This is a genomic window from Desulfobotulus sapovorans DSM 2055, assembly GCF_059569355.1.
This window is the reverse complement of record NZ_JCANVJ010000003.1, coordinates 55904-81494: the sequence shown is the minus strand read 5'-3', so window position 1 is coordinate 81494 and position 25591 is coordinate 55904. Positions and strand designations below refer to the sequence as shown.

Genomic DNA, 25591 nt, shown 5'->3' with positions numbered 1-25591 from the left:
ACGGACCTTCCGGGCTTTCTTCATGACGAGTGAAAATCTTGCGGAGCCGCAGCCCTTCGCCCATGGCGACGGTCTGATGGAAAAAAGCCCTGCATCTACTGATTGCCGAACCCGTTCTGCTCCCCGCAGTCCGGGCAGACCCAGGTGATGCCATTGCAGGAAAGTCCCCAGAAATTTTCATCCATACAGGCCTGACAGATGCGCAGGCCACAGCGGCACTGCCAGACAAAGGGCGCCGTCTGGCGGCACCAGTGACAGGGTTCCGTCCGGGCTTTTTTTCGCCGCTCCCTGTATCCCGTTCCCCTTTTTTCTTCCTTTTCACCGGCACAGTCTTGCATGTTCCACCTTGATACATTTGTCCACGATCACATCCATCCCCGCTTCCGTGAGCCTCCGGGCAGCCCTTTCATTTTCAACACCGAGCTGCATCCAGAACACCCTGGGCTTCAGACGCAGGGCGTCCTCCACATGGGCTTCCACATCTTCGGATCTGCGGAACACATCCAGAATATCCACCGTGCCCGCTGCCAGGGCTTCCGTATTTTCCACGACAGCCTGCCCCAGAATCTCCCCGCCTCCGGGATTCACGGGAATCACGGTATAGCCTGCTGCCAGCAGATACCGCCCCACCCTGTGGGAATCCCGTTCCGGTTTCGGGCTCATCCCCAGTACGGCAATGGTCTTGCAATGCGTCAGCACCTCACGGATATCTTCATCTTCTGTCAGTATACGACCTTCTTCCATTCCGGCCTCCTTTGCTTGTCCTTTAGAAAAGCCCATGGTACAGCTTGCTCCACACATACGCCGTACCCGGTGGATCAGCGCAACCTTTTCAAGGAAACAGCCCATGACAGCTCCCACGCTCTACCTCATCGACGGTTCCGCCTATATCTATCGAAGTTACCATGCCATCCGCAACCTTTCCAACAGCAAAGGCGAACCCACCAACGCCACCTTCGGTTTCACCCGAACCCTGATCAGGCTCCTGGAAAGCTGTCAGCCCGAATATGCCGGTGTCCTCTTTGATGCCAGAGGCCCGACCTTCCGCCATGAACGCTACCCGGAATACAAGGCCAACCGCCCCCCCATGCCCGAAGATCTCGTCTGCCAGATTCCCCGCATCCATGCCGTCAGTGAGGCCCTGGGGCTGAAAATTCTCTCCCTTGACGGATGGGAGGCGGACGATCTTGCCGGTACCCTGACCTTTCAGGCAAGGGCGGCGGGCTTTGAGGTGGTGCTGGTGACCGGAGACAAGGATTTCCTCCAGCTTCTGGACGAAAAAACCCGCATCTTTGATCCCATGAAGGATCTCTGGACGGATCTTGCCGCACTGAAGGAACGGTTCGGCTTTGGCTCCGAAGGGATTGTGGACATGATGGCCCTGACGGGGGACAGCTCGGACAACATCCCCGGCGTACCGGGCATTGGCCCCAAAACCGCCACCAGCCTGATCCAGGAATACGGCAGCCTGGAAACCCTCTACGCCGCCCTGCCGTCCATGGGCAAGAAAAAGGTGGTGGAGAATCTGAGGGAAAACAGGGAAAAGGCCTTTCTCAGCCGGGAACTGGCCACCATCTCCCGCAAGGCGCCCCTGTCCTTTGATCCCCAGGTCTGGCGAAAAATGCCCGCCGACGACGCCACTCTGGTGTCCCTCTTCCGGGAACTGGATTTTCGTCAGCTTCAGGAAAGTTTCAGCGCAAAAGCCACAGCTTTCCCGGAAACAGGCCCGAAAAAAGAAAAGGACTACCGCCCCGTTTTTTCCGAACAGGAACTGGAGGACTGCGTGCTTGCCATCCGGCAATCGGGAATTATGGCCTTTGACACGGAAACCACGGGGCTGGATGTTCTGGGAGCGGGGCTGGTGGGAATTTCCTTAAGCTGGCGGGAAGATCAGGGGGTTTACATTCCCCTGGCCCATGAGTCGGAGGACTTTCCGGAGATGCTCCCCCTTCCCCTTGTGCGCCAGCATCTTCACCCCCTTTTTTCCGATCCCGCCATCACCAAAGTGGCCCAGAACCTGAAATACGACTGGACAATTCTGTCCCGCCACGGCTTTACCCTGAAGGAGCCGCTCCGGGATACCCTGGTGGCCAGCTACCTCATCGATCCCACCCGCAGCAGCCACAGCCTCGATGTACTGGCACTGGATCTTCTGGGACATCAGAACCTTTCCTATGAGGAGGCTGTGGGCAAAAAAGGCCTTGGCTTTCAGCACGCTCCCCTTGAGCGGGCCGTTCCCTATGCCTGCGAGGACGCGGACATCACCCTGGCGCTCTGGCGAAAACTGGCTCCGGAACTGGAAGAAAAAGGGCTGCTTCCCCTCTTCGAAACCCTGGAAATGCCCCTGGTTCCCGTTCTCATGCGCATGGAAAACACGGGGATACGGGTGGACAGGGAAAAACTGAAAACCCTTTCCCTTGCCATGGAAAAAGAACTGGCCGACCTCACCCAGGACATCCATGCCATGGCTGGGGAGACCTTCAACATCCACTCTCCCCAGCAGCTGGGCCGTATCCTCTTTGAGGTGCTGAAACTTCCCGTACAGAAAAAAACCAAAAAGAAAACAGGCTACTCCACGGACGTTTCCGTACTGGAAACCCTGGCTCCCCAGCATCCCCTGCCGGACAAGGTGCTGCGTCACAGAACCCTTGCCAAACTGAAAAACACCTATGCCGATGCCCTTCAGGATCTCGTGTACCCGGAAACAGGGCGTATTCATACCAGCTTCAACCAGGGCGTCACGGCCACAGGACGTCTCTCCAGCTCCAACCCCAATCTCCAGAACATTCCCATCCGCAGTGCCGAGGGCCGGGAAATCCGAAAGGTTTTCATTCCAAAGGAAGGCTGGCGCATGATGGCCGCCGACTATTCCCAGATTGAGCTGCGCCTTCTGGCCCATTACGCGGAAGACCGCATTCTTATGGATTCCTTTGAAAAAAATGAGGATATCCACACAAGAACCGCGGCCGAGGTTTTCCAGGTTTTTCCCGAATTCATCACGGAAGAACTGCGGCGTCAGGCCAAAACCATCAATTTCGGTATTCTCTACGGCATGGGCCCCTTCCGGCTGGCCGGGGAACTGGGGATCAGCCAGAAGATGGCCAAAACCTATATCGAGCACTATTTCGCCCGGTACAGCGGGGTCAGGCTCTTCATGGAAAAGACCGTGGAAGAAGCCAGGGAAAAGGGCTTTACCACCACCCTCTTTGGCCGTATCCGCCCCCTGCCCGATATCCACAGCCCCAACCACAATTTAAAGCAGATGGCCGAACGCATTGCCGTGAATACCCCCATACAGGGGTCTGCTGCGGATCTTCTCAAGATGGCCATGGTTCGCATGGATGCCGCCCTGAAGGAAAAAAAGATGCAGACCCGTATGCTCCTTACGGTGCATGACGAACTGGTCTTTGAAACCCCGCCCGAAGAAGCGGAAGACGCCGCAGCCCTGGTTCGCGATATCATGGAGCATGTGGCAGATCTCAGGGTACCCCTTGTGGTCAATCTGGCCTTCGGGGACAACTGGTCTGAGGCCCACTGAAACCCGGACAGTTTTCCGGTACCGGAGGCTTCAGGCTTTTTCAAAAATGGCCAGATAGAGGTCTTCTCCCAGGGAGCGGATTTCCACAAGGGAAAAGCCAAAGGGCTCCACAAGGCTGATCAGGGCCTCATGGGAAAGGCGGATGGATTCCGGCGGCCCCGGAGGCCCGGCTTTTTTCTCAAACTCCACCACAGCCAGGCGGCCTCCCGGCTTCAGGGTACGGGCCATGGCCCGGAGAGCCCCCTCCGCACTTCCATCCTCCACAAAATCATGGATGACCGTGGCGGCAAGGCAGAGATCCACGCTCTCCGCCGCCAGGGTCGTCCCCTGGGAAAGATCCGCCACCAGGGTCTGGATATGGCTAAACCCTGCATCCTCAATGCGCCGCCTTAAGTCAAAAATCCCCTCTTCCCAGAGATCCACGGCATAGATCCGGCTGTGAAGTCCTGTCCAGCGGGCAAGGGCAAGGGTGTAATTCCCCGCACCACAGGCGGCGTCCAGGATGACAAGACCTTCAAGGGGCCCCAGGGCATCCCGGAGACGTTGGGTATCCACCAGCGGAAAACTGGATTTTCCGGCGGCAATGGGCTTTTTTTCCATAGATCCTCCTTGTTGCAGGCAAAAAAAACGGACGATAGGTCTCTGTCTGCCAGATCCGACTCCAACAAAACATGAAAAAAGTTTGGCACACAAAAAATAATAAGACCAGAAAAAAGAATGGCCAGAAAAATCTGAGGCCCAGGCTATCAGGAAAGCAGAAGGGAGGGAAGCATCCGGATGTCAGACAGCACACGGTCGGCACCGCTGAAATCCCCTGACCGGGTCAGGGTTCCAGGCAGCACCCAACAGCGAAGCCCTGCGGCCAGAGCCGCCTTCAGCCCCCTTTCCGCGTCCTCAATGACCAGACAGTTTTCCCCTGGTACTCCGGCGAGGTGCAGGGCCTTCAGGTAAGGCTCGGGATGGGGCTTGGAAAAGCGCACATCCTCACGCCGGACAATAAAATCAAAGAAGCGGGAAAGCCCTGTGCGCTGATGAATCAGGGCAAAGGGCACCGCTTCCGAACTGGTGACCACCCCCATACGAAAATGGGGCCGGAGCTGCTCCAGCACCTCCTCCACCCCGGGAATCACAATCGGTTCTGTGGCCAAAAGCTCCAGATGGTGGCGGGTTCTTTTCCGGCGAAAAGTATCGAGAAAGACGGCGGAAGCTTCGGGAAAAAAATGATGAATCCCCGTGGAGGTTCGTAAAAAATGCTCCTGATACTCCGAAAGGCTCATGTCGATGCCACAGGCTTCCAGCACACGGCGGTTGGCCTCATAATAGCAGTGTTCCGTATCCGCCAGAACCCCATCGTTATCAAAAAAAAGCGCCTTAATATCCATGTCTGCCCCCTTCCCCCTCCTTTTTCCTCAGTCCCAGGGTCCGCGCCACCGGATATCCACAGCAATGCGGCCATTTTCAAACCTCAGGCCCGTCAGCGCCACATTGACAAGGGAGATGACCAAAGAAGCGATGAGGGCTGTCCAGAAACCGGACACATCAAAGCCCCGCACCATCGCCGCCGTCATCTGAAGCAGAAAAGCATTGATGACAAAGGCGAACAGGCCAAGGGAAACCAGGGTCACGGGCAGGGTCAGAAGGAGCAGAAAAGGACGGATAAAGGTATTCAGAATTCCCAGCATGGCCGCTGCCGTGATGGCACTGCCAAAGGTCTCCACCCGGACGCCGTCAAGGAGAAAAGCGGCCAGCAGGATGGAAAGGGTCAGAATCAGCCAGCGAATTGCAATATTTTCCACAGTTTTTTGTCCTTTCCGCGGAATGTCACCGTTCCCGCCCCTGCTTGCCGGAATCCCCCTCTCTGGAGGATCTGGGCATCCACAGTTCCCGAACCCGCAGCATCCGTCTCTGTCTGGCCTCATGCCGCTGGGCAGCCAGGGAAAAACGGTGCAGGGTTTCCTCCTCGTCTGGCCTGAGATTCAGAAAAACACAATGGCACTCCCCCTCCTTCGTGCGCCCCAGAACTTCTGCCCGCAACAGCAGATCCAGAGGAAGGGAGGGAGTATGGCTGATCAGGTGCAGCGCCGTCAGATCACCGGGCCTCATGCCGGGATGCTCAAAGCAGCAGCCACCAGCACTCACATCCCGGACAGGCCAGAGAACGGAATCCCCGTCCACCCGCACAAAAATGCCCATGGTCGCTTCCGGAGCGTAGCGAAAACTCCGCCGTCTGTCCCGCAGCATACGCTCCAGCCAGGAAAACAGTCTGTCCCTGCTTTTCTGCCGTTCCTTCCTATCCTTTTTTTTCCAGAACAAACTCAACCCTCCTGTTCGTGGCGCGGTTCTCCGCTGTGCTGTTGGGCTTAAGAGGCAGGATGGAACCGTAGCCTGTAGCGGTCAGGCGGAAGGGGGATACCCCCTTTTCAATGAGATACTTAAGCACGGTTGTGGCCCTGAAAGCTGAAAGCTCCCAGTTGGAGGGAAAGCGCAGGGTGGCAATGGGCACATCATCCGTATGCCCCCGGATATTGATGCTGTACTCCGGATAGGCTTTAAAAATATGAATAATCTGTTCCAGAATGGGGGCGGCATGGGCCGTGAACAGTTCACTTCCCGACTCAAAAAGGATGGTACCCTGAATGCGCACAATGATCTTGTTATTTAAAATCTGTACCGTAATGTGATCTCCCACATTCCGTTCCGCAATAAAGGCATTGATGTCCTCCACCATGGCTTCTTCACGGGAACGCTTACCGAAAATTTCCTCTACCGTCAGTTCCTTACGCTGCAATTCCGGTACTTCCATAACCTCCACCACGCCCAGAGTGGTCATGTCCCTTCCAAGGCTGATGCGGATGGACTCAAAGGCCTGACGGAACCGCTCCATATTAAGGCTGGAGATGGAATATAAAAGCACAAAAAAAACAAGAAGCAGGGTGACGAGATCGGCGTAGGTGACGATCCATCCGACCTCTTCTTCGCTTTCTGCCCAGTCGTCTTTGCTGTCCCGGTTTCCCATCATATCACCTGACGCACATCCATGTCTTCAAGGGGAATACGATCCCGCATGGGGATAAAGGAGGAAAGGCTTTCATAAATCATCACAGGATTGCTGCCCTTCAGGATGGCAATGGCCCCTTCCAGCATGATTTCAAGCTGGATGACCTCGGATACGGTGCGGGCCTTGAGCTTGCCCGCTATGGGGAGGAAAATCATGGAAGACAAAAGGGAGCCGTAAAAGGTGGTCAGCAGGGCCACGGCCATGGCAGGGCCAATGGCCGAGGGATCCGCCAGCCTGGAAAGCATCTGCACAAGACCGATGAGGGTACCCAGCATACCAAAAGCCGGGGCATAGGTTCCCATCTTCTTGAAAACATCCTGAATGATAAAATGCCGCATCTTCAGGGAGTCAATCTCCGTACGCAAAGCCGCGCGTATGGTTTCCTCGTCGGAACCATCGGCAATGAGTCCGCAGGCTTTTTTGAGAAATCCCTGGTCGGTCTCCAGATTCCCCAGCTCCAGCAAGCCCCTTTTACGGCCCACATGACAGATCCGTATCATGGTTTCCACCGTGGTATTGGAATCCACCCTGTCCTGAATAAAGGCAAAGGCCGCCGCACGGAAAGCGGCGGCAACCTCCCGAAAGGCAAAGGTGAGCAGGGTCGCCGCCATGGTGCCGCCCAGAACAATCATCATACCCGGCACATTGACAAAGCTGCGGATTTCCCCCCCCAGAAAAATAGCACTGATAATGAGGGATAAACCGGAAATGATGCCAATAAGAGATGCAAAGTCCATGGGAAATCCTTCAATGGGACGATGGAAAAAGGAGGGACTGAACCTGAAAACCGCTGACCCGTACTTTGAAAAAAAATTTGAAAAATTCCCTGACCCTGTTTCGGTATCATGCCCGCAAGAGCTGCGTCAACAGACAGCCGATACGAAACAGGGCGGATGAAAAACGAACCACACAGGTGCCAGGGGAAGTACTGAAAAGAAAAGAACTTTTACCCCCCTGCCAATCATTTTAAGAAGATAGCCAACACACGGGAAACAATGAAAACTTTTCAAGTTTTTTCAGCGTCATGCACATTGACTTGCAAGGGTGGAACTGCTAATTTGACCGCTTATGGAACCTGGGAAAATTGTCGAATATATCGACCAACAAAAAATTATCACCGCCGTTGTCACGGAAAATAAAAAAGACAGACTCCGGCTTCTTACCGAAACCAACCGGGAGGTCAATCTGTCGGCCAGCCGACTCTCCCATATTTCCGAAGGACAACTGGATCTCAGCACTCCAAGGGATCATCAGGTTCGCTTCCTCAAAGAAACGGCAGAACGACGCAGGCAGCTTGCCGCCGCCATCAATCTTTCCGAACTCTGGGAAGTCCTTCAGGAGGAGGCAGACTGGCAGGACGTGGATACCCTCGCCTCTCTCTGCTTTACCAACGAAGATCCCACAGATGCCGTTTCTGCTGTTATCCGAACCATGTTTACGGATCGTCTGTATTTTAAATTCGGTACCAACCGTTTTTTCCCCCACAGTCCGGAACAGGTAAACCAGCTTAAAAAACAGCAGGAAGAAATACAGCGCAGAAAACGCATCATTGAGGAAGGCATTGCCTGGCTGAAAACGGCCCTGGATGCGCCCAAGCCTCAGCTCCCCCCCCCCCCCCTGGAGCCTGTCTCCTTACTGCTTCAGAGCTATATTGTCTTTGAAGAAGAAACCCCGGGAATTGAGTATATCCGCCAGATCCTTGCCGGTATCGGAGGGGATCCCGGAGAAAAACTCTTCTCCATGTTCGTCCGTATGGGGATCTGGGATACCAACGAAAATCTTCTGCTGAAAAAATTTGAGATTGCAACCGAATTCAACAGGCAGACCCTGGAAGCTGTGGCGGAACTGAAAAGCCGTGCCGAGGATTTCACAACGGATTCCCGTCGCAGGGATCTTACCGGCAAGCGCCTCATGACCATTGACGGCCCCTCCACCCTGGACTTTGATGACGCCATCAGCATTGAGCCTGCCGGAGATTTTCACACCGTGGGGGTACACATCATTGATGTGGCCCACTTTGTCACACCGGGCAGCCCTCTGGATGCCTGCGCTCTGGAACGGGGCAGTTCCATCTATCTGCCCGATGGCCGTTTTGCCATGCTGCCCCCTGCCATGTCCGAAGACCTGTGCAGTCTCAGGGGAGGTGAACTGCGACCCGCCATCAGTGTCCTTATGCGGGTGGCGGACTATGCACGGGTACTGGACTATGAAATCGTTCCCAGCATCATCCGGGTAGCGGAACAGCTCACCTACTCCGATGCCAACCGCATGATTGAAGAAGACCGGGATCTGGCCAACCTGGATCGCATTGCCAGGAACTTCCGCTCTCAGCGCCTCATGGCCGGTGCCGTACAAATCTCCCTGCCGGAAGTCAATGTCCGTGTGGATGAGGAAAACGGCGATATCCTCATCTCGAAAATTGACAGGGAAAGCTCCAGCCGTATGCTGGTGGCGGAAATGATGATCATGGCCAATGCCATGATGGCGGATTTTCTCAAAAAAAACCAGATGCCTGCGGTTTTCCGCTCACAGCCGGAACCCAAAAACCGCCTGTACAGGGGCGATGAGGGAACCCTTTTCCAGAACCTCATGCAGCGCAGGCACCTGAACCGTGTGGTGCTCAGCCCCGTACCTGAACCCCATTCAGGAATTGGCTTTCCCTGCTATGTCACAGCCACCTCCCCCATCCGGAAGTACTGGGATCTGGCCACCCAGCGTCAGCTCAAAGCCATTCTGGGTATGGAAAAAGCGGCCAGCAGGGACGATATCCAGACTCTTTTTGCCCGCCTGGAGCAACCCATGGCTGCCGTGGGCCGGGTACAGTTTTTCAGAAAACGCTACTGGCTGTTCAAATACCTCGAAGGCCGCATCGGTCAGAGGGAAAGGGCCATGGTACTCGAAGAGCGCCGCAATCAGTACCAGGTACTGCTCCTTGACTACATGCTGGAATGGATGCTCCCTGTTTCTCCAGGCATACAGCTTAAACCTGAAAGCGAGATTGAAGTGGTCATCCAGCAGGCCAGCGCAAGACGGGATCAGCTGTCCCTCTATCTGGCATAGCACCATGAAATCCCCCGCCTCCTCCCCTCTCCCCACGGAAAACTGGCAGCACCAGGCCACCGCCTTTCTCGCCCGCTGCCGTGCCCAGATGTGGGGAAAGCACAAAGAAGAACCCCTCACCTGGCTGTACAGGGCGGGGTTTTCCGTTTCCTTTGCCCAGGAACACTTTCTGGGATGGAACTTCCGGCCCATGCAACGCAATGCGGCCCTCTGGCTGGGAGAAGGGCGAGAGGGAGAAAAATACCCCCTGCCCCAGGGCCTGCTTCTGCCCTGGATACAAAAACAGCAGATCCTCCGCCTCTCCATCCTCCAGATGGATGGCGACCTTTTCACCCTGGAAGGCAGCAGCTCCCACCCCCTTGCAACAAAGGGCGGCCCAGGTCTGCTCATCAGCTCCGGTGACGGTGACGCCTTCCGTCTCCTTCAAGAGACATCTCCGGAAACGGCGGTTATGGCCGCACCGGATCTCTCCCTGCTCCGCTCTGAAAATCTCGAGACCTTCGGCAGAATCCGCCTTGTCACTCCTCCCACGGAATCCGCACACTCTCTCCTTGCCCGTCTGCGGGAAGAAGGCCGCATGGCCGAAGCCCTCTGGCTGCCAGACAGGGGCCTTGTGGCAGGGCTGCTTTCAGGGGATCTTTCAGCAGCCCAGGTACACGCCATGGCCCGCTTCTGATGGTTTCAGGCCTTGAGAAGATCCCCAAGACAGAGATCTGCGGCCAGAACACCACAAAAAAGCCCTTCCCGGTTCCGTATGGGAGCCGATACGGTACAGCAGAAAGCATCCGTAGCCCTGGAACGATAGATCCCGGAAACAAACACCTCCCCCCGATCCCGCACCTCCCGGAACCAGGGACGCTCCGACCAGTCCGCCCCCAGGCCACTGGAGGCATAGACTGCTTCCATCCCCGACCGGAACTGGTTGACAACGGTCTGTATCCCCTCAGCATCTGTCATATAAACCAGTTCGACATAAGGGGTGACGGCCACAAAATCCCGAAGCAGGCGTTCCCGGCTTATCCGGTTATCCGACAGCACGTCCCCGGATGCGGCCAATGCGCTCACCGCCTCCCTGGCCCTGCGGTGACAGCTCAGGTGAAAGGCGCCCGTGGCCACAAGCTGGGTTTCCGTCAGGGTACGGATCTGTTCCGCGCATTCGAGAATCTTTGCGCTTTCGCCATTGCGCATGACAATCCCCTCCCCAACCCTGCGGGCGGAAACACGCATGTCCTGAATCACACCCGCCTGGATCTCCGCCGTTTTTTTCAGCACCTCCATATCCTGCACAAAAACGCCGTGCCGCGTCCCCACATCCTGCAGGCCGGACAGTACGCCTGCAATGGCCCCCTCTCCCTCCGTCACACAGTGGCGCACGCGGGATACCGCCTCTGTGGTATGCCCCACCTGCTCCCGAATACGGGAAAGTTCCATACGGATATGTTCCGCCGCAGCGGCGACTTCTGCGGAGAGACGCCTGATTTCCTGGGCAATCACACCAAAGCCCGCCCCTACGGCACCGGAACGGGCCGCTTCGATACTGGCATTCAGGGAAAGCAGCCCCGTATCATCGGCAATGGCGGCGATTTTACCGATAATGGCATCAATGCGCCCCGCATCCGAAGCCAAAGTCTGCACCTGCTCCGAAAGGAGATGGGTTTCCTTACCGATACGTCCCATCCCCTCTCCGGCCATCCGGCCCTGTGCCTCACAACGATCCAGATTTTCGGCAATACCGCCGGAATGCTCCGCCGCCCTTCGGGCCAGTTCTGCCATCCGCGTACCCGCCTCAAAAGCCCGTTCCGCACCTTTGTCCATACAGGCGGAAAGACCTTCCTGCTCCTTTCCCGTATCCCGGAAACGGGCCGCAATGGCTGCCAGCTCCGGTGCCAGGGAAGAAAGGGGCAAAGCACCTTCCGCCACATTGTGGATTTCTTTTTCAAAACGGCCATAAAGACGATCCAGCATCCGCCACACGGAGGCATGGGATGCAGGCGATGTGGGCGTCATGAAACGCCGTGAAAGATCCAGAGGCTGCCCAAGATCCGCAGCAATACCGGAAAAGACATCCTCTCCCCGAACCTGCACCCTTCTTCTGTTCAGCAGCATACCCGCCTCCCTTACCCGTGAACATCCTGATACATCCTTTTCATCTCTGCCCGGAAAATGGCTCAGAGACACTGTGATCCTCTTCAACAACGGCCTTATCCATCAGCCCTCCTCTTCAAAAAAAAGGTCACAGCAGACCACCCAGCTTCCCGATTCTGCCGACACATGGCAGGACAGGGTCTGGCACAGACCTTCACCCGTAATGGAACGATAGGGAGGGGTTACCCGGATGCGGCCCGGAGTGCGCAACGCTCTTTTGAAATAAGGCCTTCGGAACCAGTCTCCGCTGCGGCCTTCCTGGAGCGGGGCAAAGCGCGGATCCGGGGGCTGTCCCCGTCCTGCCGCCACCAGGGTCGGCCCCTCCTGCACCCCGGAAGGACGCAGCAGATAGCACCGGAGTACACGGGAATCCTCAAGAAGATTCCGAAAAGCGGCCTGTGGCCTTTCCCCGGAAACCAGCATCTCCAGAGATCGGGAAAACGCCGCAAGCACCTCTTTGTTTTTCTGACGCCAGCAGGTTTCCTTGTCCCTGGCTTCGGTCTTGCTTCCCTCAAAAAGCCTCTCAAAATCAGGCCCTCCCTCGGGAGGCTCTGCCAGGGGCCTGCCGAAAAAAAATCCCTGAACCAGATCCGCATCCGCCTCCATGGCGATGCGGGCCTCTTCTTCATCCTCAACCCCCTCCACCAGTACCAGGGCTCCGGCCTGATGCAGAAGCGACACAATGCCGGGCAACATGCGGCGGGTTCGTGACTCCTTACCGGCACGGGCAATCATCCCCCTTTCCAGCTTCACAATATGGGGAGAAAACCGCCAGATGCGCTCAAAATTCGATGCCCCTGTGCCAAAATCATCCATGGCGATCAGACAGCCCAGATCTCTGAAAAAAGAAATACCCGCATCCATACGCAGGGGATCTTCCGATGGATGTTCCACCACCTCCACCACCACGGAAGCCGGAGACAGGTCATAAAAATCAAGAAGTTCCGTAAAAAAAGATCCATAACGCCGGGCATGGACAGCCACTTCCGTGGCGACATTCAGAAAAAGCCAGGTATCCGGCTGACGAAAAAACTGGAAATTGGCCACATGAAGGGCACGGCACAGGCGATCCGCCAGCACCAGGGCATCGGTGGACAAGCCCTTAAAAAACTCCGGTGGCGCAACAGGATTTCCCTCCCTTCCCACGGGCCGTACCAGGGCCTCAAAACCGGCGATACGCTTGTGCGCCAGACTGTAGACGGGCTGAAAAACAGAATGCAGGGTCACCCCCGCCCATTGCCCCTCATAGTGATTCCCCCTGAGGGAAACCAGAGACCGGACACCGGAAAGGGAAAAGGAGGATACCGTTCTGACACGCCCCAGGGCTTCCGGGCCATTATTTTCCTGAAACACAGCAAACCTCCTTGGTTTAACATCCGAAAAGGTTCTTATTCACAAAACATGCCAGAAACAAAAAAAAGCCATATCACTGAAATTAAAAATCATTTCAGTGATATGGCCCGTCAGGTTCCCACAAAAAAAGACAATTCCGTCGCTAATCAGGGGGCACAGTATACATTCCTGCAAGAAAGCGGCTTCAGGGTTTCAAAAGTAATCAGGTCAAATCAACTTTCAGGAAAAATCAGACCTTCGGCAACGCATGGCACATCCCTAACCGGGAGGCTGAAACTCCACCTCCACCCTGCGGTTGGCACGCCGCCCCTCAGAGGTTTTATTCGAAGCCACGGGCCGGGTATCGCCATAGCCTGCGGACTCCAGACGGTAGGCCTCTATTCTGCCCTGCTGCACAAGATAGGTGCGCACACTGTCCGCCCGCCTGCGGCTCAAGGCCAGGTTATGGGCGGCCTTCCCCGTGGAATCGGCATGGCCTCCAAGGCGGAAACGGGTTCCGCCAAGACGGGAATCCCGCAAGGCTGCCGCCAGACGATCCAGAACCGCCCGGGAAGCAGGGGTAAGATTGGCGGAGTTCACATCAAAGCGGATATCAAAGCTCAAACGCCCTGCCTTACCGCCGGTCTTTGCCATGACCAGCAGCAGCTCTGTCAGGGCTTCTACGGAATGCCCGTCTCCGGAAACAGGAGCGCCAACAAGAACTCTTTCTTCTTCAAGGGGTTCCTCCTTCCGCTCTTTTTCCACAAAATGGATTTCCCGAACCTCGGCCATGGGCAGAATATCCCCGCGCCACGCCCCCTCATGGGCCATGTACTTTTCGATTTCGATTTCCCTTGCAGGATATTCCTCCCCCACATGACGTATCAAGGCCGCCCTTTCCACATCAAAGGCTTTTCCCTTTTTCGGTGTCATACGCAGGGAAAGAAAATCCTGGCCCGGGCCGGGAACAGTCAGCAGCTCCACCCTGGCAAAGGAACGTACGGCCTCCTCCATGGGGAGAAAAATACGCTTGCCATTGTGGTCAAAACGAAGGGCGGCAATGTTCAGATCCCGCAGCCGCCGGGAACTGTCATGAAGGGGGAGGCCCTCCTCTCTGGGAACAGAAGCCCCTTCAAAGTACAGGGAACGGATATGGCTGCCATCCCGGAGCACCACCAGGGTATTCAGGGCCTCGGCAGCAACACCCGTATATGAAAAAAGAAAAAAGACCCACAGCATAAAACCCGGTATGTGGCTTTTTTGCATTCTCTCCCCCTCTGCATCCCATAAGGTTTTTCTCAAAAGACGTGGCGTGTTTCTGCTTTATCGGACGGGGTCATGAAAACATAAAGCCCGCCCCCGTTCTACACACCCGTTTCTGAAAAATACTGATCCACCAGAGCCTCGGCAAGCCCCGTATAGCCTGCGGGTGTCAACCTGTGCATGGCTTTTCTGGCCTCTTCGGGTACTTTTTCCAGGGAATCAATGAGCCGGGTAAAGTCTTCCAGGGTCATTCTCCGGCCCCGGGTCAGTTCCTTGAGCTTTTCATAGGGATTGTCCTCACCGTATACCCGCATCACCGTCTGTACAGGTTCGGCAAGGAGTTCGGGATTGGCGGTCAGATCTTCCTCCAGCCTGCCGGGATCCAGCGCCACCTTGCCGAGACCTTTGAGGGTATTGCGGCACCCAATGGCCATATACCCAAAAAGCGCCCCCATGTTCCGCAGCACCGTGGAATCCGTAAGATCCCGCTGAAAACGGCTCTGAAGCAGCTTGAAGGCCATATGCTCCATCAGGGCCACGGCCAGCCCCAGATTGCCTTCCCCGTTTTCAAAATCAATGGGGTTGACCTTGTGGGGCATGGTGGAGGATCCCACCTCCCCTTCCTTGAGACGCTGGCGGAAATACCCGAGGCTGATATAGCCCCACATGTCACGATCCAGATCCATGAGCACACCGGCCATCCGCACCATGCCATGGAGCACCTGGGCAATGCTGTGGTTGGGATTGATCTGGGTGGAGTATAAAATGGGGGAAACCCCCAGAGATCCGGAAAGAAAGGCCCTGGAGGCCTCGATCCAGTTCACATCCGGAAACGCCGCCACATGGGCGTTGAAGTTTCCCGTGGCCCCGTTCATCTTGGCACCGATTTCCACGGCCAGAAGGCTTTTCATCTCCTGACGCAGACGCCAGGCAAAGTTCACCATTTCTTTGCCCATGGTGGTGGGGGTTGCGGGCTGACCGTGGGTGCGGCTCATCATGGCCGCACTGCGGCCCGTTCGGGCAAGATTTTCAAGGGCTTCCAGGATCTCCTGGGCTCTGGCCAGAATAAAATCCCGCCCCCCCTTCAGCATCAGGGCATAGGCCGTGTTGTTGATGTCATCGGAGGTGCAGGCAAAATGCACCCATTCCTTGACAGCCCCCAGCCCCATCTCTTCCAGTCTTTCCTTGATGTAGTACTCCACCGCCTTCACATCATGGTTGGTCACCCGTTCAATGGCCTTGATCTTCAGGGCCTCTTCCGGCCCGAAACCTGCCACGATCCCCTCCACACGATCCAGATCTTCCGGGGAAAGAGAAACCAGTCTCAGGTTTTCCACCAGAAAACGCAGCCAGCGCAGCTCCACCACAAGGCGGTGACGGATCAGACCGTATTCGGAAAAAAGATCCCGTAAATCCTCGGTCAGTCTCCGGTAACGGCCATCCAAAACGCTCAGAGCGCAGATCTTATCCATCTTTTGACTCTCCATATTCATGAATTAAATTTTTTGGGATAGCATCCCCTAAAAAAGCTGCACCATCAGACCTTTCAGATAGTCCCCTTCCGGAAAATTCAGGCCAACGGGATGATCCGGTGACTGCCCCAGCCTGCGCACAATCCGTCCCTCACGCCGGGCATCCAGGGCGGCATCCGCAACAATCTTCTGAAAGAGATCCGGATGCATGGCGCCGGAACAGGAATAGGTGAACAGCAGTCCCCCCGGAGCCAGAAGCTGCATCCCCAGAATATTGATATCCTTGTATCCCCTGGCGGCCCGGTTCAGCTGGGCTCTCGATTCCGCAAATTTCGGAGGATCCAGCACCACCACATCAAAGAGACGCCCCTCGTTCCGGAAGGCTCTCAGCACCTGAAAGGCATTCCCCTCCACATTTTCCATATCATCGGAACAGGCACCGTTCAGGATACGGTTTTCTTCGGCCATATCCAGTGCGGGGCGGGAAGAGTCAATGTTCACAACCTTTGAGGCTCCCCCCACCAGAGCGGCAATGCCAAAGCCCCCGGTATAGGAAAAAACATTCAAAACCCGCAGCCCCGAGGCATGGGCCATGACCCGGCTGCGGTTTTCCCTCTGATCCAGATAAAACCCCGTTTTGTGGCCTTCCCGTATGTCCACCCAAAAACGCAGCCGCCCTTCACGAATCTCCAGCCGGGCTTCGGGCTCCGGCCCGTAAAGCAGCCCTTTTTCCAATGGAAGCCCCTCCTTTTTCCGGACTTCGGCATCGGAGCGTTCATACACACTTTCGATGCCGGGAAGGGCGCTCAGGGCCTCAACAATGGCAGATTTCCAGAACTCCTGGCCTGCGGAAAGAAACTGGCAGACTGCCACCCGGTGATAACGATCCACGATAAGCCCCGGAAGTCCGTCCGACTCTCCGGATACAAGGCGCAGGGCACTCACCGATCCATTGGGATACAATCCCGACCGTACCGAAGCCGCAGCCTGTATGCGCTGCTGAAAAAAATTCCCGTCAATTCTCTCTTCAGGATCAAAACTCCAGACTCTCACCCGGATCTGGGAATTCGGAGAATAGGCTCCCCATCCCAGCCACTGTCCCCTTGCATCCACAAGGGCGACGGTTTCACCCGGCCCGGGGGTACCCCGTACCTCCTGAACTGCGCCGGAAAAAACCCAGGGGTGCCGCCTGGCTAAGGCTTCCACGCCCCTGTCACGGATTACCACTTCCTTTTTCATCTACATTCTTTCCCTTCAAAGGCCAGGACAGCAACAGGGCATCGGCCAGGGTCATTCGCGCCGGGAGCCTCTCGGTCATACCGCTTTCCTTCAAAAACAGCGTGTGTACCGCCACAAGCATACGGTTCAGCGGTTCCAGGGCAAGGGCCATGGAAATGGCAGCTGTCATATTGTCTGTAAAATTTAAGGGACAACAATCCACAAAAGCTCCCTCTTCATCCTCAATCAGCAGGGGATAGCCATGGGTGCGGCAGATGATGGGCCGCACCGCATACAGCTCACAGGCTCCTTCCCACAACAGGGGGCATTCCCCGTCCCGATCCGCTCCCGCAGCCCGCTCCCGGATGGCAGCCTGCCTCTCCAGGGGAAGATCCGCCAGGGCCGAAGCCATAAAACAGGCCTCCACACTGAAAACCGTGATATGGCGGCAGCACCCGTCACAGCCCTTCTGGCAGACCATCAGCGATCCGGCCCGTTTCCGGATGGCCTCCAGATGGGCTTCCACCCGAACCAGCAAGGCCCGGTAATTATCAAACAAGGGGCTGATCATGCAACCTCCGGAAAGTTATGGTTTCCGACATCCAGCCTCCCGAACCTCCGGAAGATCCGACCGTCAAAATCGGTTGACAATAACACAGGGATGGGGCAGCGTGAACTCCATCCTTAAAGATGGCCGCTTTATTTTTCCCTGTCTCCATCCCTGAAATGGAGCCGTTCCGTTCAAAAAAAGCCAAGGAACACCGTTCATGTTTGCCCCAGCCCCTGTCTATCACAGCGATGTCATCATTGTTGGCGGCGGTATCGCCGGTCTCGTCTGCGCCCTGGAACTCCTGGACAGCGGTCTTTCCCTTCTTGTTCTGGACAGGGACAGGGAAGAACGTCTGGGAGGACTGGCAAGGGAATCCTTTGGCGGCATCTGCGCCGTGCAAACCCCCCTGCAAAAGCGCATGGGAATTCCGGACACGCCGGAGGTGGCCTGGGAAGACTGGAAACGGGTGGCCCGCTTCCGCAAGGAGGACCACTGGTCCAAAGCCTGGGCCCGATCCTATGTGGAACATTCCAGAAAAGAGATCTTTGACTTCCTGACAGATCTTGGTGTCCGCTTTCTCCCTGTGGTCAACTGGCCGGAAAGGGGCATGCTGCACACAGCCAATTCTCTCCCCCGCTGGCACATCGCCTGGGGTACGGGATACCGCATCATGGAATGTATCCTGAAACGTATTGAGGCCCATCCCAACCGCCACCGTCTCACCTTCCGCTTTGGTCACCGTGTGGAAAGCCTGAGCCTTCAGGATGGATGCATCAGCGGATGCACAGGGGCCATGCAGGGTACGGGCAGACCCTTTGAGGCCAGAGGAGAACGGGTTTTCCTGGCCGCAGGGGGCATCTGTGGCGGCGATCTTTCCCTGGTGCGCAAACACTGGCCCACGCATCTGCAAAATCTTCCCCAAAAACTCCTGAACGGCAGCCACCGCTTTGCCGATGGCCGTATCCATGGGGCGGTGGCGACCATTGGCGGCAAACTGGATCACCTGGATCGTCACTGGCATTATGCCGCAGGAATTCCCTACCCGAAAAGCCTGCTGGAAGACCATGGTCTGAGCCTGGTGCCCCCCCGATCCGCCCTCTGGCTCAACGCCAGAGGAGAGCGCATTGGCCCTCTGCCCCTCATGGGCTATACGGATACCGGCTACCTTGTGGAACGGCTCTGCCGGGAAAAGGAATCCTTCTCCTGGCTGGTACTTAACCGTAAAATTGCCCTCAGAGAACTGGCCGTGTCCGGATGTGATTACATGACGGCCTTCCGCCACAGAAAATTTTTCCGCATGATAAAAGAGCTGCTCTTTGGCAACAGGGAACTGACAGACAGGCTCATCCGGGAATCCGACGAGATTTTTACAGCGCCGACCCTTGCGGAACTTGCCCGGAAAATGCAAACCAGAGCACCGGAAACCATCCTCAATCTTCAGGCCATGGAAGACGCCATCCGGGAATATGACAGGCAGATTGACTGGGGGCCTGCCTTTTTCACAGACGATCAGCTCCGCCGCATCGCCATCAGCCGCAGATACAGGGGGGATCGCCTGCGGATCTGCAATTTCCAGAAGATTCTCGATCCCGCAGCAGGTCCCCTCATTGCCATCCGAACCTTTATCCTGACAAGAAAATCCCTGGGGGGGATTCGTACCGACCTGCACAGCCGGGTACTCGATCTGAACGACCAGCCCATCCCCGGTCTCTTTGCCGGAGGGGAATGTGCCGGGTTCGGAGGTGGCAACATGCACGGCAAAGGCGCACTGGAAGGTACCTTTCTCGGAGGCGCCATCCTCACGGCCCGATACGGCGCAAGATCCATCCGCCAGGGGGACTGATACCGGCTCCCGACCCCGCAAAGCCCCCTGCCCCGGCCTCTGCCGGGTTTTCCATTGGAAATCCTCTGCTTCTTAGGCTATGATCTTCATGTTTTCTGGCCGTACCCTGCCCTTGTCACCCACTGTTTCACATCAGGGAAAGGATTTTCCTTTTATGGATAGCGAAAAAAAACTCTCCACCATCGACCAGATCGCCCTGGTTCTCTGCAAGGCTACCCGGCATGTACTGGAATCCAGTACCCGGCAATCCATCAAATATTCCACCACCTTCCAGGAAATCCCCAAGGTTACCATGAAGCCCGAAATCGGTTGTTTCGTACAGTTTACCGGTGATTACAACGGCCTTGCGGTCATGAATTTTTCCGGTGGGGCCTCCATGGAGCTTTACACCCATTATATGACCAGCATGGGGATTCCAAAGGATGAACTGGCCAAAGATTACACCTCCAATGAGGTGGCGGACAGCATCGGGGAAATGACCAACCAGATCATGGGGCTTCTCATGCGTACCGTAGAGGATAAATTTCAACTCTCCAGCTTTTGCGGTCAGCCCAAGGCCCTTGCCCTCAACTCCGCCATCACCCTGATTCTGGATTGCGACTACAGGGACAACCGCCGCATGGTATTCAATGTCAATGGAAAAAAATTTCACATTGAGCTGGCCCTGGAAAAAACGGAATTCATTCAGACCTGACAGGATAAAGACCCGTCTGATCCGTCCTGGAATTCCAGACGGGTTCTGCTGAACCTGGCATACAATCCCAGAACGACCACGGTGATCGGCTCCGAAACCGACTTTTCCGGATTCTTCCCCCCGTTTCCGCACCCTTCCGTCAAGCTCCCAAAAACGTACACTCTTCTAGAGACTGCGAAGCAGAACCGGTTCCGTGACATCTTCCGTATGGGCCCGGACATGGGCACCGATTTTTCTGCGAAAAAAAGCAGCTGTCTCCTCCACGCCCATATGCTGAAACTCCGCATAGGGAACGGGGGGCAGTATCTGGATTTTCATGGGTGCCTGACTTTTCAGCTCCAGACTGTACTTGGGCAGGACATCCCGGGTGCCATCAATGGCAATGGGCAGAATGGGCAGCTTCAGTTCATGGGCAAGCTGAAAAGCTCCGGGCTTGAAAGGACGCAGGATACCGGTTTCGCTGCGGGTGCCTTCGGGAAAAATGAAAACGGAACTTCCCTTTTTCAACGTTGTCCGGCATTTGTCCAGCATTTCCAGAATACTGTCCTTATCCCCCCTTTTCAGGGGGATGTAGTCATTCAGCCTCATGTTCCAGCCGATAAAGGGCAACTGGAAAACCTCAATCTTTGAAACCCACTTGAAATGAAAAAAAGTGCGGAAAGCCGCCAGGATATCGAGCTGGGACTGGTGGTTGGAAATCACCACATAGGTGACTTCCGGGTCAATGTGCTCTTTACCGCTTACCACAAACTTCCAGGTCGGCATGGTCCAGTAATGGCAGGTAGACCAGAAACAGGTATAAAGATGCAGAAAACGCAAACGGGCATCAAAGGGCCGGGTCACAAGCCGGATAAGCAGTGCTCCTGCGTAAAAAAAAGGCCCTGCGGTCATAACAGACACAACAAAAAGAAAAGAAGCCAGACGATTCCAGAACATTTTTCTCCCCTTCCCCATCACTCAAGATTTTGCATAGTAAAATCCCCCAGAGGGCCAACTTTTTTCATGTTTTTTATACCCCATGACCCCGCAAAAAATAAGCCTTTCTTTATCCCAAAAGGACAAAAAAACTTTTCCATTTCCTGTCTTCATCCCTCCTAAAAGCAGAACACCATCAGAGCCGGGGGGATTGCATCTTTCGGTTCCGGGGCTTATACTGCAAAGCTTGAACCTGAATGTTCCCCCTTATTTTCCAATCCACAGCCCAAGGAGTTCTGCCATGCGCTTTTTCCCCCAACGCATTCTGGCCCTGATCTTCCCGGCCCTGCTGCTGGCCTCTTCCGCTCTGGCCCAATCCTTTGAAGACTATATGAAGGAACAGCAGAGTGCCTTTGGCAGTTATCAGGAGCAGATCAACAAAGAGTTTCAGGAATATCAGAAGATTATCCAGGAAGAATTTGCAAACTACAAAAGCCAGATCAAAAAGTCCTGGGGAGATGAGGTCTTAAGTACCCCAACCCAGTGGGTGGAATACAGTCAGAACATGAAAAACCGTACCCTGGTGGACTTTGAAAAGAATACCATTGTCGTGGAAATCCAGGCCCCTGCGGACAAAAAAGACGTAAAAAAAGAACTGGAGGAACGTCTGAAAACGCTGGTCACGGCAACATCCGCCAAAGCGTTTGAAAACGACACCCTTTCCCGAAACATTGAAAAACGGGTGACCGAAGCCTCCCAGAATGTGGTGACCGACACCGTCAAGCCCGAACCCATCCTGACCAAAGCCCTCACGGGAACAGAAAAACCCAGTGCCCGGCAGGTACTCAGTACCGCAACGGAACTTGCAAACAAGAGTGAGGAAACCCAAAGACCGGCACCGAACCCTGCCAACCGTATTCATACCTTCACCATCACCCTGCCCCAGGTCTCACTCAGTGACAAAGCCGAAACCTACGACAAGGAAATCCTGCGGTATGCCAAAGAACGCAGAATTGATCCGGCCTTTATTGCCGCCATCATGCACAGTGAAAGTTCCTTCAATCCCATGGCAAAATCCCATGTCCCCGCTTACGGCCTGATGCAGATCGTCCCCCAGTCCGCAGGCAAGGATGCCTCCGCCCTGGTCTACGGACAGCAGAAACTGCTCTCCCCTTCCTATCTCTACAATGCGGACAACAATATCAAGATGGGTGCCGCCTACCTGCACATCCTGTATTATCGCTATTTATCCGCCATCAAGAACCCGGAAAGCAGGCTCTACTGCAGCATCGCCGCCTACAACACCGGAGCAGGGAACGTGGCAAGGGCCTTTACGGGAAAAACCAATATCCGGCGTGCTGCGGAAATCATCAACACCATGCCTCCGGAAGCGGTTTACAACAAGCTCGTCAAAGATCTTCCCCATGAAGAAACCCGCACCTACATGAAAAAGGTAACCCCACGGTACAAAGGCTACCAACCCCGGTATGAAGGCCGCTGAAACGCCAAAGAAGATATTGAAGCTTTGCCGGATACGTTGTATGTTTTTCAACTTCAAGAGGAGAGAGGACAGGCTTCAGAACCATGCCTGTTTTCTGCCTCAGCGACCTCAAGCGTTCAGGTTCTGTGAAGATTGCAGCACAACCCGTCTTCTGGACAGAACCTGAAAATACAAACCCGCTGCAAAGGCAATTAAACCCCTACCGTAAAAACAAAATGGAGGATTCAATGAAAAAGCACCTGCTCCACACCCTCATGCTTGTGGGCCTTGCGGTCTTCCTTGCCGCCTGCGCTCCCAAACAGACCCCCGTCGCCACCGGTGTTCCCGATATGTGCAAGGATGCTCCCCACTGGGTATGCAATCCTGATATCGAAGGGGGAATTTCAGCAGTCGGTATCGCCAAAATCGGCAAGGCTGGCTTTGCCTTTGCCCGGACAGAAGCCATGGCCAATGGACGGGATGAACTGGCCCGTCAGATGAATGTCAAGGTGCAGAACATGGTCAAAAACTTCACCCAGGCCACAGGGCTTGGCGATGACGAAACCGTAGACCGTGTTTCTTCCCAGGTCTCCCGCCAGGTTGCCAACCAGGCCCTTACAGGCTCCAAACAGCGGGCCATGTGGCAATCTCCTGCTGGTGATATCCATGTGTGGATGGTTGTCGATCCCGAATCCGTACGTGAGGCGGCCAAGGAAGCGGTCACCTCTTCGTATAAGAACGATAAAGCCCTCTGGCAGCAGTTCCAGGCCAAAAAAGCCCACGATGAGCTGGACGCCGTTGTTTCCAAGGAATTCCAGGATTTCAATAACTAAATACCACAAACAGCAGGCCGTCCTGTAAAGGGGGCCTGCTGTTTTTTAAGATTCACCCTGCATCTGATCACAGCTCCCAAGGCAAACCAGAACCCTGGAGAATAAAGGTGGGGGAATTGATACAGGCCTGAGATGGCAGGTGATCCATCCATGCCTGTCAGGTCATGAGAAAGGAGAAACTGCATGTCCGTAAAGCTTTTCCTCTGTCTTACCCTTGCCCTTGCCATCACGGCATGTGCCCCGCATACCCGCTCCACAGGATCCCACCGTACAGATACCCGTCCCGCATTCATCCACAACCCCTCCCCTGACGGTCGTATGGGGGGCGTTGGCATTGCCCGTGTTCATATCCGTGGTCCCCAGGCCCAGCGGCAACTGGCCATTTCCAATGCCATTGATGAGCTTGCAAGACAAAAGGGAACACAAGTACAATCCTGGCAGGCCACCCACACCTCAGGCTCCCAGGAAAGCGCGACAACCCAGATGGAAACGGTAAGCATACAAACCACTTCCGGAGAGACCATCCGTGCTGTGATTCGACAGATCTGGGAAGATCCCGCCACCAAAGAACTCTATGTCTGGATGGTTTCCCAATAAGCACTTTCTCCCCCCATAGATTTCTTCCAAAGCATCTCTCCCTTCCGCCAGAAAAAACCAGAGCCGGAATCTGACACAAGGTCAGAATTCCGGCTCTGGTTTTTAGTTTTCCAGGAAAAAACAGTTTTTTCTCCGCATAGCATTTCGTTTTTTTTATTGCAGCAAGGCCACCACATCCTTTGCCATGGCCACCAGGGGTTCCGGGAAGATACCGGCTGCCAGCACAACAGCGGTAATCAGCATACCGAAAAGGGCTGCGGGAAGCCCCAGGGTAAGTTTTTCCCCGGCCACCTCCCCTTCGGGCAGGGCATAGGCAGCCCGCACCAGTTTCAGATAGTAAAAGGCGGAGATGGCCGCATTGATCACCGCAAGAATGACAAGGCCGTAATAGCCCTTGGAGATGGCTGCGGTAAACACGAGAAACTTGGTGGGAAAGCCCACGGCAGGGGGAATCCCCGCCATACCACAGGCTGCAACGGCCAGGGTGAAGGCAAGAAGGGGGGATCTGCGGTGCAGGCCCTTCAGGCCGTCGAGGCTTAAGTTGTCGCCGGAAGTTGCCACCTGACAGACCACATAGAAACAGCCAAGGCTCATGACAAGATAACCGAAAACATAATAGATGGCCGCGCTGAAGCCTTCCGGCCCCATGGCAAGGATACCCACCATGACATAACCGGCATGGGCGATGGAGGAATAGGCCAGAAGACGTTTGATATCGGTCTGCACCAGAGCGGCGAGGTTGCCGTAGGTCATGGAAAGGACGGCAAATACCCCAAGAATCCACACAAGATGGCCAGAGTCCACGCCACATGCCGCCACAAGGCGGATGAGAAGGGCCACGGCCGCAATCTTGGGCAGGGTGGCCACAAAGGCTGTGGTTTCGTTGGCGGCCCCTTCATAGACATCGGGAGTCCAGAAGTGCATGGGGAAAAGAGCCAGCTTGTAGAAAAAGCCCGTAAGAATCAGGAGAAAACCGATAAGCCCCAGGGGCTGGGAAGAAAGAAGCCCCGGCAGCAGGGGGCCAAGTTCTGCAATATAGGTGGTACCCGTAAGCCCCACCACATAGCTCATGCCAAAAACCGTGATACCCGTTGACAGCGCCCCGAAGAGCACGTACTTGAGACCCGCCTCATACTGGGTCCGGTGGGCCCCTTTGCGCATGGGAATGGCCACATAAAGGGCAAAGGAGGAAATCTCAAGGCAGAGCAGGAGGGTGAGCAGCTCCACCGCACTGACAAGGAAGGTGAGTCCCATGGCAGAGATGGAAAGGAACATGGCATATTCTGCGGAAAGCTCCCTCCGCACCCCCGGAAACCCCGAAGCCAGGGCCAGAACACCGGCCAGGCCTGCGGCCAGAATCAGCTTGAAGGTCTGAGAAAACAGATCCACGCGGTAAGCATCAAAAAAGAGCATGCCTTCGGCGTTCAGGCCAGCCACAGCTGCAAGGATGAGAATACCTGAGCCTCCCAGGGCAACCCTGCCCACCAGGGCCGGAGCGGCATTGAACAGGGAAAGCCCGAAAAAGACCAGGGTCATCCCGATGAGGACCAGTTCGGGGAGAAATTCCATCATATCCATGGTGTATCGATCCTA

24 protein-coding genes are annotated in these 25591 nt (G+C 55.5%); 8 read left to right on the top strand and 16 right to left on the bottom strand.

The window, feature by feature from the left end; translation table 11 throughout:
- Positions 1-95 precede the first annotated feature (95 nt).
- Both BR04_RS04430 and BR04_RS04425 read right to left on the bottom strand, forming a co-directional pair.
- Positions 96-338, bottom strand: a complete 243-nt coding sequence (locus BR04_RS04430) for a hypothetical protein (protein WP_496354786.1) — start codon at positions 336-338, stop codon at positions 96-98.
- Complete coding sequence (locus tag BR04_RS04425) at positions 319-744, bottom strand: CoA-binding protein (protein ID WP_496354785.1); 426 nt, start codon at positions 742-744, stop codon at positions 319-321. The genes BR04_RS04430 and BR04_RS04425 overlap by 20 nt, the downstream gene beginning before the upstream one ends.
- A gap of 103 nt (positions 745-847) precedes the next feature.
- Between BR04_RS04425 and polA the strand changes: the two genes are divergently transcribed.
- A complete protein-coding gene (gene polA / locus BR04_RS04420; protein ID WP_496354784.1) occupies positions 848-3538 on the top strand; it encodes a DNA polymerase I in 2691 nt (896 codons plus the stop codon).
- Positions 3539-3568: 30 nt separating this feature from the next.
- Here the strand turns inward: polA and BR04_RS04415 are convergent, their stop codons facing one another.
- The 6 genes from BR04_RS04415 to BR04_RS04390 form a co-directional block, all read right to left on the bottom strand.
- Positions 3569-4138 (bottom strand): class I SAM-dependent methyltransferase, encoded by a 570-nt coding sequence (locus tag BR04_RS04415; protein WP_496354783.1) that lies wholly within the window; start codon positions 4136-4138, stop codon positions 3569-3571.
- Positions 4139-4284: 146 nt separating this feature from the next.
- Entirely contained in the window at positions 4285-4920 is a 636-nt protein-coding gene (locus BR04_RS04410; protein ID WP_496354782.1) for an HAD family hydrolase, read from the bottom strand.
- A gap of 27 nt (positions 4921-4947) precedes the next feature.
- A complete protein-coding gene (locus BR04_RS04405; protein ID WP_496354781.1) occupies positions 4948-5334 on the bottom strand; it encodes a phage holin family protein in 387 nt (128 codons plus the stop codon).
- 25 nt (positions 5335-5359) lie between these two features.
- On the bottom strand, positions 5360-5851 hold the full coding sequence (locus BR04_RS04400; RefSeq protein WP_496354780.1) for a PilZ domain-containing protein: 492 nt from the start codon (positions 5849-5851) through the stop codon (positions 5360-5362).
- Positions 5829-6554 carry an OmpA/MotB family protein gene (locus tag BR04_RS04395; RefSeq protein ID WP_496354779.1) on the bottom strand — a complete coding sequence of 242 codons (726 nt, stop codon included), beginning with the start codon at positions 6552-6554 and terminating at the stop codon, positions 5829-5831. Before BR04_RS04395 ends, BR04_RS04400 begins: the two co-directional genes overlap by 23 nt.
- A complete protein-coding gene (locus tag BR04_RS04390; protein WP_496354778.1) occupies positions 6554-7333 on the bottom strand; it encodes a motility protein A in 780 nt (259 codons plus the stop codon). Before BR04_RS04390 ends, BR04_RS04395 begins: the two co-directional genes overlap by 1 nt.
- A 331-nt stretch (positions 7334-7664) precedes the next feature.
- On the opposite strand from BR04_RS04390, the gene BR04_RS04385 reads away from it, so the two are divergent.
- The gene (locus BR04_RS04385) at positions 7665-9656 is read left to right on the top strand and encodes a ribonuclease catalytic domain-containing protein (RefSeq protein WP_496354777.1); all 1992 of its coding nucleotides are present in this window, start codon (positions 7665-7667) and stop codon (positions 9654-9656) included.
- A gap of 4 nt (positions 9657-9660) precedes the next feature.
- On the top strand, positions 9661-10332 hold the full coding sequence (locus BR04_RS04380; protein WP_496354776.1) for a hypothetical protein: 672 nt from the start codon (positions 9661-9663) through the stop codon (positions 10330-10332).
- A gap of 5 nt (positions 10333-10337) precedes the next feature.
- Here BR04_RS04380 and BR04_RS04375 read toward each other — a convergent pair whose 3' ends face one another.
- The 6 genes from BR04_RS04375 to BR04_RS04350 form a co-directional block, all read right to left on the bottom strand.
- Positions 10338-11762: a methyl-accepting chemotaxis protein gene (locus BR04_RS04375; protein ID WP_496354775.1), complete on the bottom strand. Its 1425-nt coding sequence runs from the start codon at positions 11760-11762 to the stop codon at positions 10338-10340.
- A gap of 102 nt (positions 11763-11864) precedes the next feature.
- Positions 11865-13154 carry an EAL domain-containing protein gene (locus BR04_RS04370; RefSeq protein ID WP_496354774.1) on the bottom strand — a complete coding sequence of 430 codons (1290 nt, stop codon included), beginning with the start codon at positions 13152-13154 and terminating at the stop codon, positions 11865-11867.
- Between the two features lie 258 nt (positions 13155-13412).
- Positions 13413-14399 carry an OmpA family protein gene (locus BR04_RS04365; protein WP_496354773.1) on the bottom strand — a complete coding sequence of 329 codons (987 nt, stop codon included), beginning with the start codon at positions 14397-14399 and terminating at the stop codon, positions 13413-13415.
- A 98-nt stretch (positions 14400-14497) separates the two neighbouring features.
- On the bottom strand, positions 14498-15868 hold the full coding sequence (gene purB, locus BR04_RS04360; RefSeq protein WP_496354772.1) for an adenylosuccinate lyase: 1371 nt from the start codon (positions 15866-15868) through the stop codon (positions 14498-14500).
- A gap of 48 nt (positions 15869-15916) precedes the next feature.
- Entirely contained in the window at positions 15917-17107 is a 1191-nt protein-coding gene (locus tag BR04_RS04355; protein WP_496354771.1) for a class I SAM-dependent rRNA methyltransferase, read from the bottom strand.
- A complete protein-coding gene (locus BR04_RS04350; protein ID WP_496354770.1) occupies positions 17082-17657 on the bottom strand; it encodes a YkgJ family cysteine cluster protein in 576 nt (191 codons plus the stop codon). The genes BR04_RS04355 and BR04_RS04350 overlap by 26 nt, the downstream gene beginning before the upstream one ends.
- Positions 17658-17853: 196 nt before the next feature.
- Between BR04_RS04350 and BR04_RS04345 the strand changes: the two genes are divergently transcribed.
- Both BR04_RS04345 and BR04_RS04340 read left to right on the top strand, forming a co-directional pair.
- The gene (locus tag BR04_RS04345; protein ID WP_496354769.1) at positions 17854-19479 is read left to right on the top strand and encodes an FAD-dependent oxidoreductase; all 1626 of its coding nucleotides are present in this window, start codon (positions 17854-17856) and stop codon (positions 19477-19479) included.
- Between the two features lie 154 nt (positions 19480-19633).
- On the top strand, positions 19634-20173 hold the full coding sequence (locus tag BR04_RS04340) for a DUF3334 family protein (RefSeq protein ID WP_496354768.1): 540 nt from the start codon (positions 19634-19636) through the stop codon (positions 20171-20173).
- 165 nt (positions 20174-20338) lie between these two features.
- On the opposite strand, the gene BR04_RS04335 is transcribed toward BR04_RS04340, so the two are convergent.
- Positions 20339-21109, bottom strand: a complete 771-nt coding sequence (locus BR04_RS04335) for a lysophospholipid acyltransferase family protein (RefSeq protein ID WP_496354767.1) — start codon at positions 21107-21109, stop codon at positions 20339-20341.
- 280 nt (positions 21110-21389) lie between these two features.
- On the opposite strand from BR04_RS04335, the gene BR04_RS04330 reads away from it, so the two are divergent.
- The 3 genes from BR04_RS04330 to BR04_RS04320 all read left to right on the top strand — a co-directional run bounded on the left by BR04_RS04330 (position 21390) and on the right by BR04_RS04320 (position 23998).
- Positions 21390-22589, top strand: a complete 1200-nt coding sequence (locus BR04_RS04330; protein ID WP_496354766.1) for a murein transglycosylase domain-containing protein — start codon at positions 21390-21392, stop codon at positions 22587-22589.
- A gap of 227 nt (positions 22590-22816) precedes the next feature.
- On the top strand, positions 22817-23401 hold the full coding sequence (locus tag BR04_RS04325; protein WP_496354765.1) for an LPP20 family lipoprotein: 585 nt from the start codon (positions 22817-22819) through the stop codon (positions 23399-23401).
- 183 nt (positions 23402-23584) lie between these two features.
- Positions 23585-23998, top strand: coding sequence for a hypothetical protein (locus BR04_RS04320; protein ID WP_496354903.1), 414 nt, complete (start codon positions 23585-23587; stop codon positions 23996-23998).
- 153 nt (positions 23999-24151) lie between these two features.
- Here the strand turns inward: BR04_RS04320 and BR04_RS04315 are convergent, their stop codons facing one another.
- Positions 24152-25576, bottom strand: coding sequence for an NADH-quinone oxidoreductase subunit N (locus BR04_RS04315; RefSeq protein ID WP_496354764.1), 1425 nt, complete (start codon positions 25574-25576; stop codon positions 24152-24154).
- Positions 25577-25591: the final 15 nt, after the last annotated feature.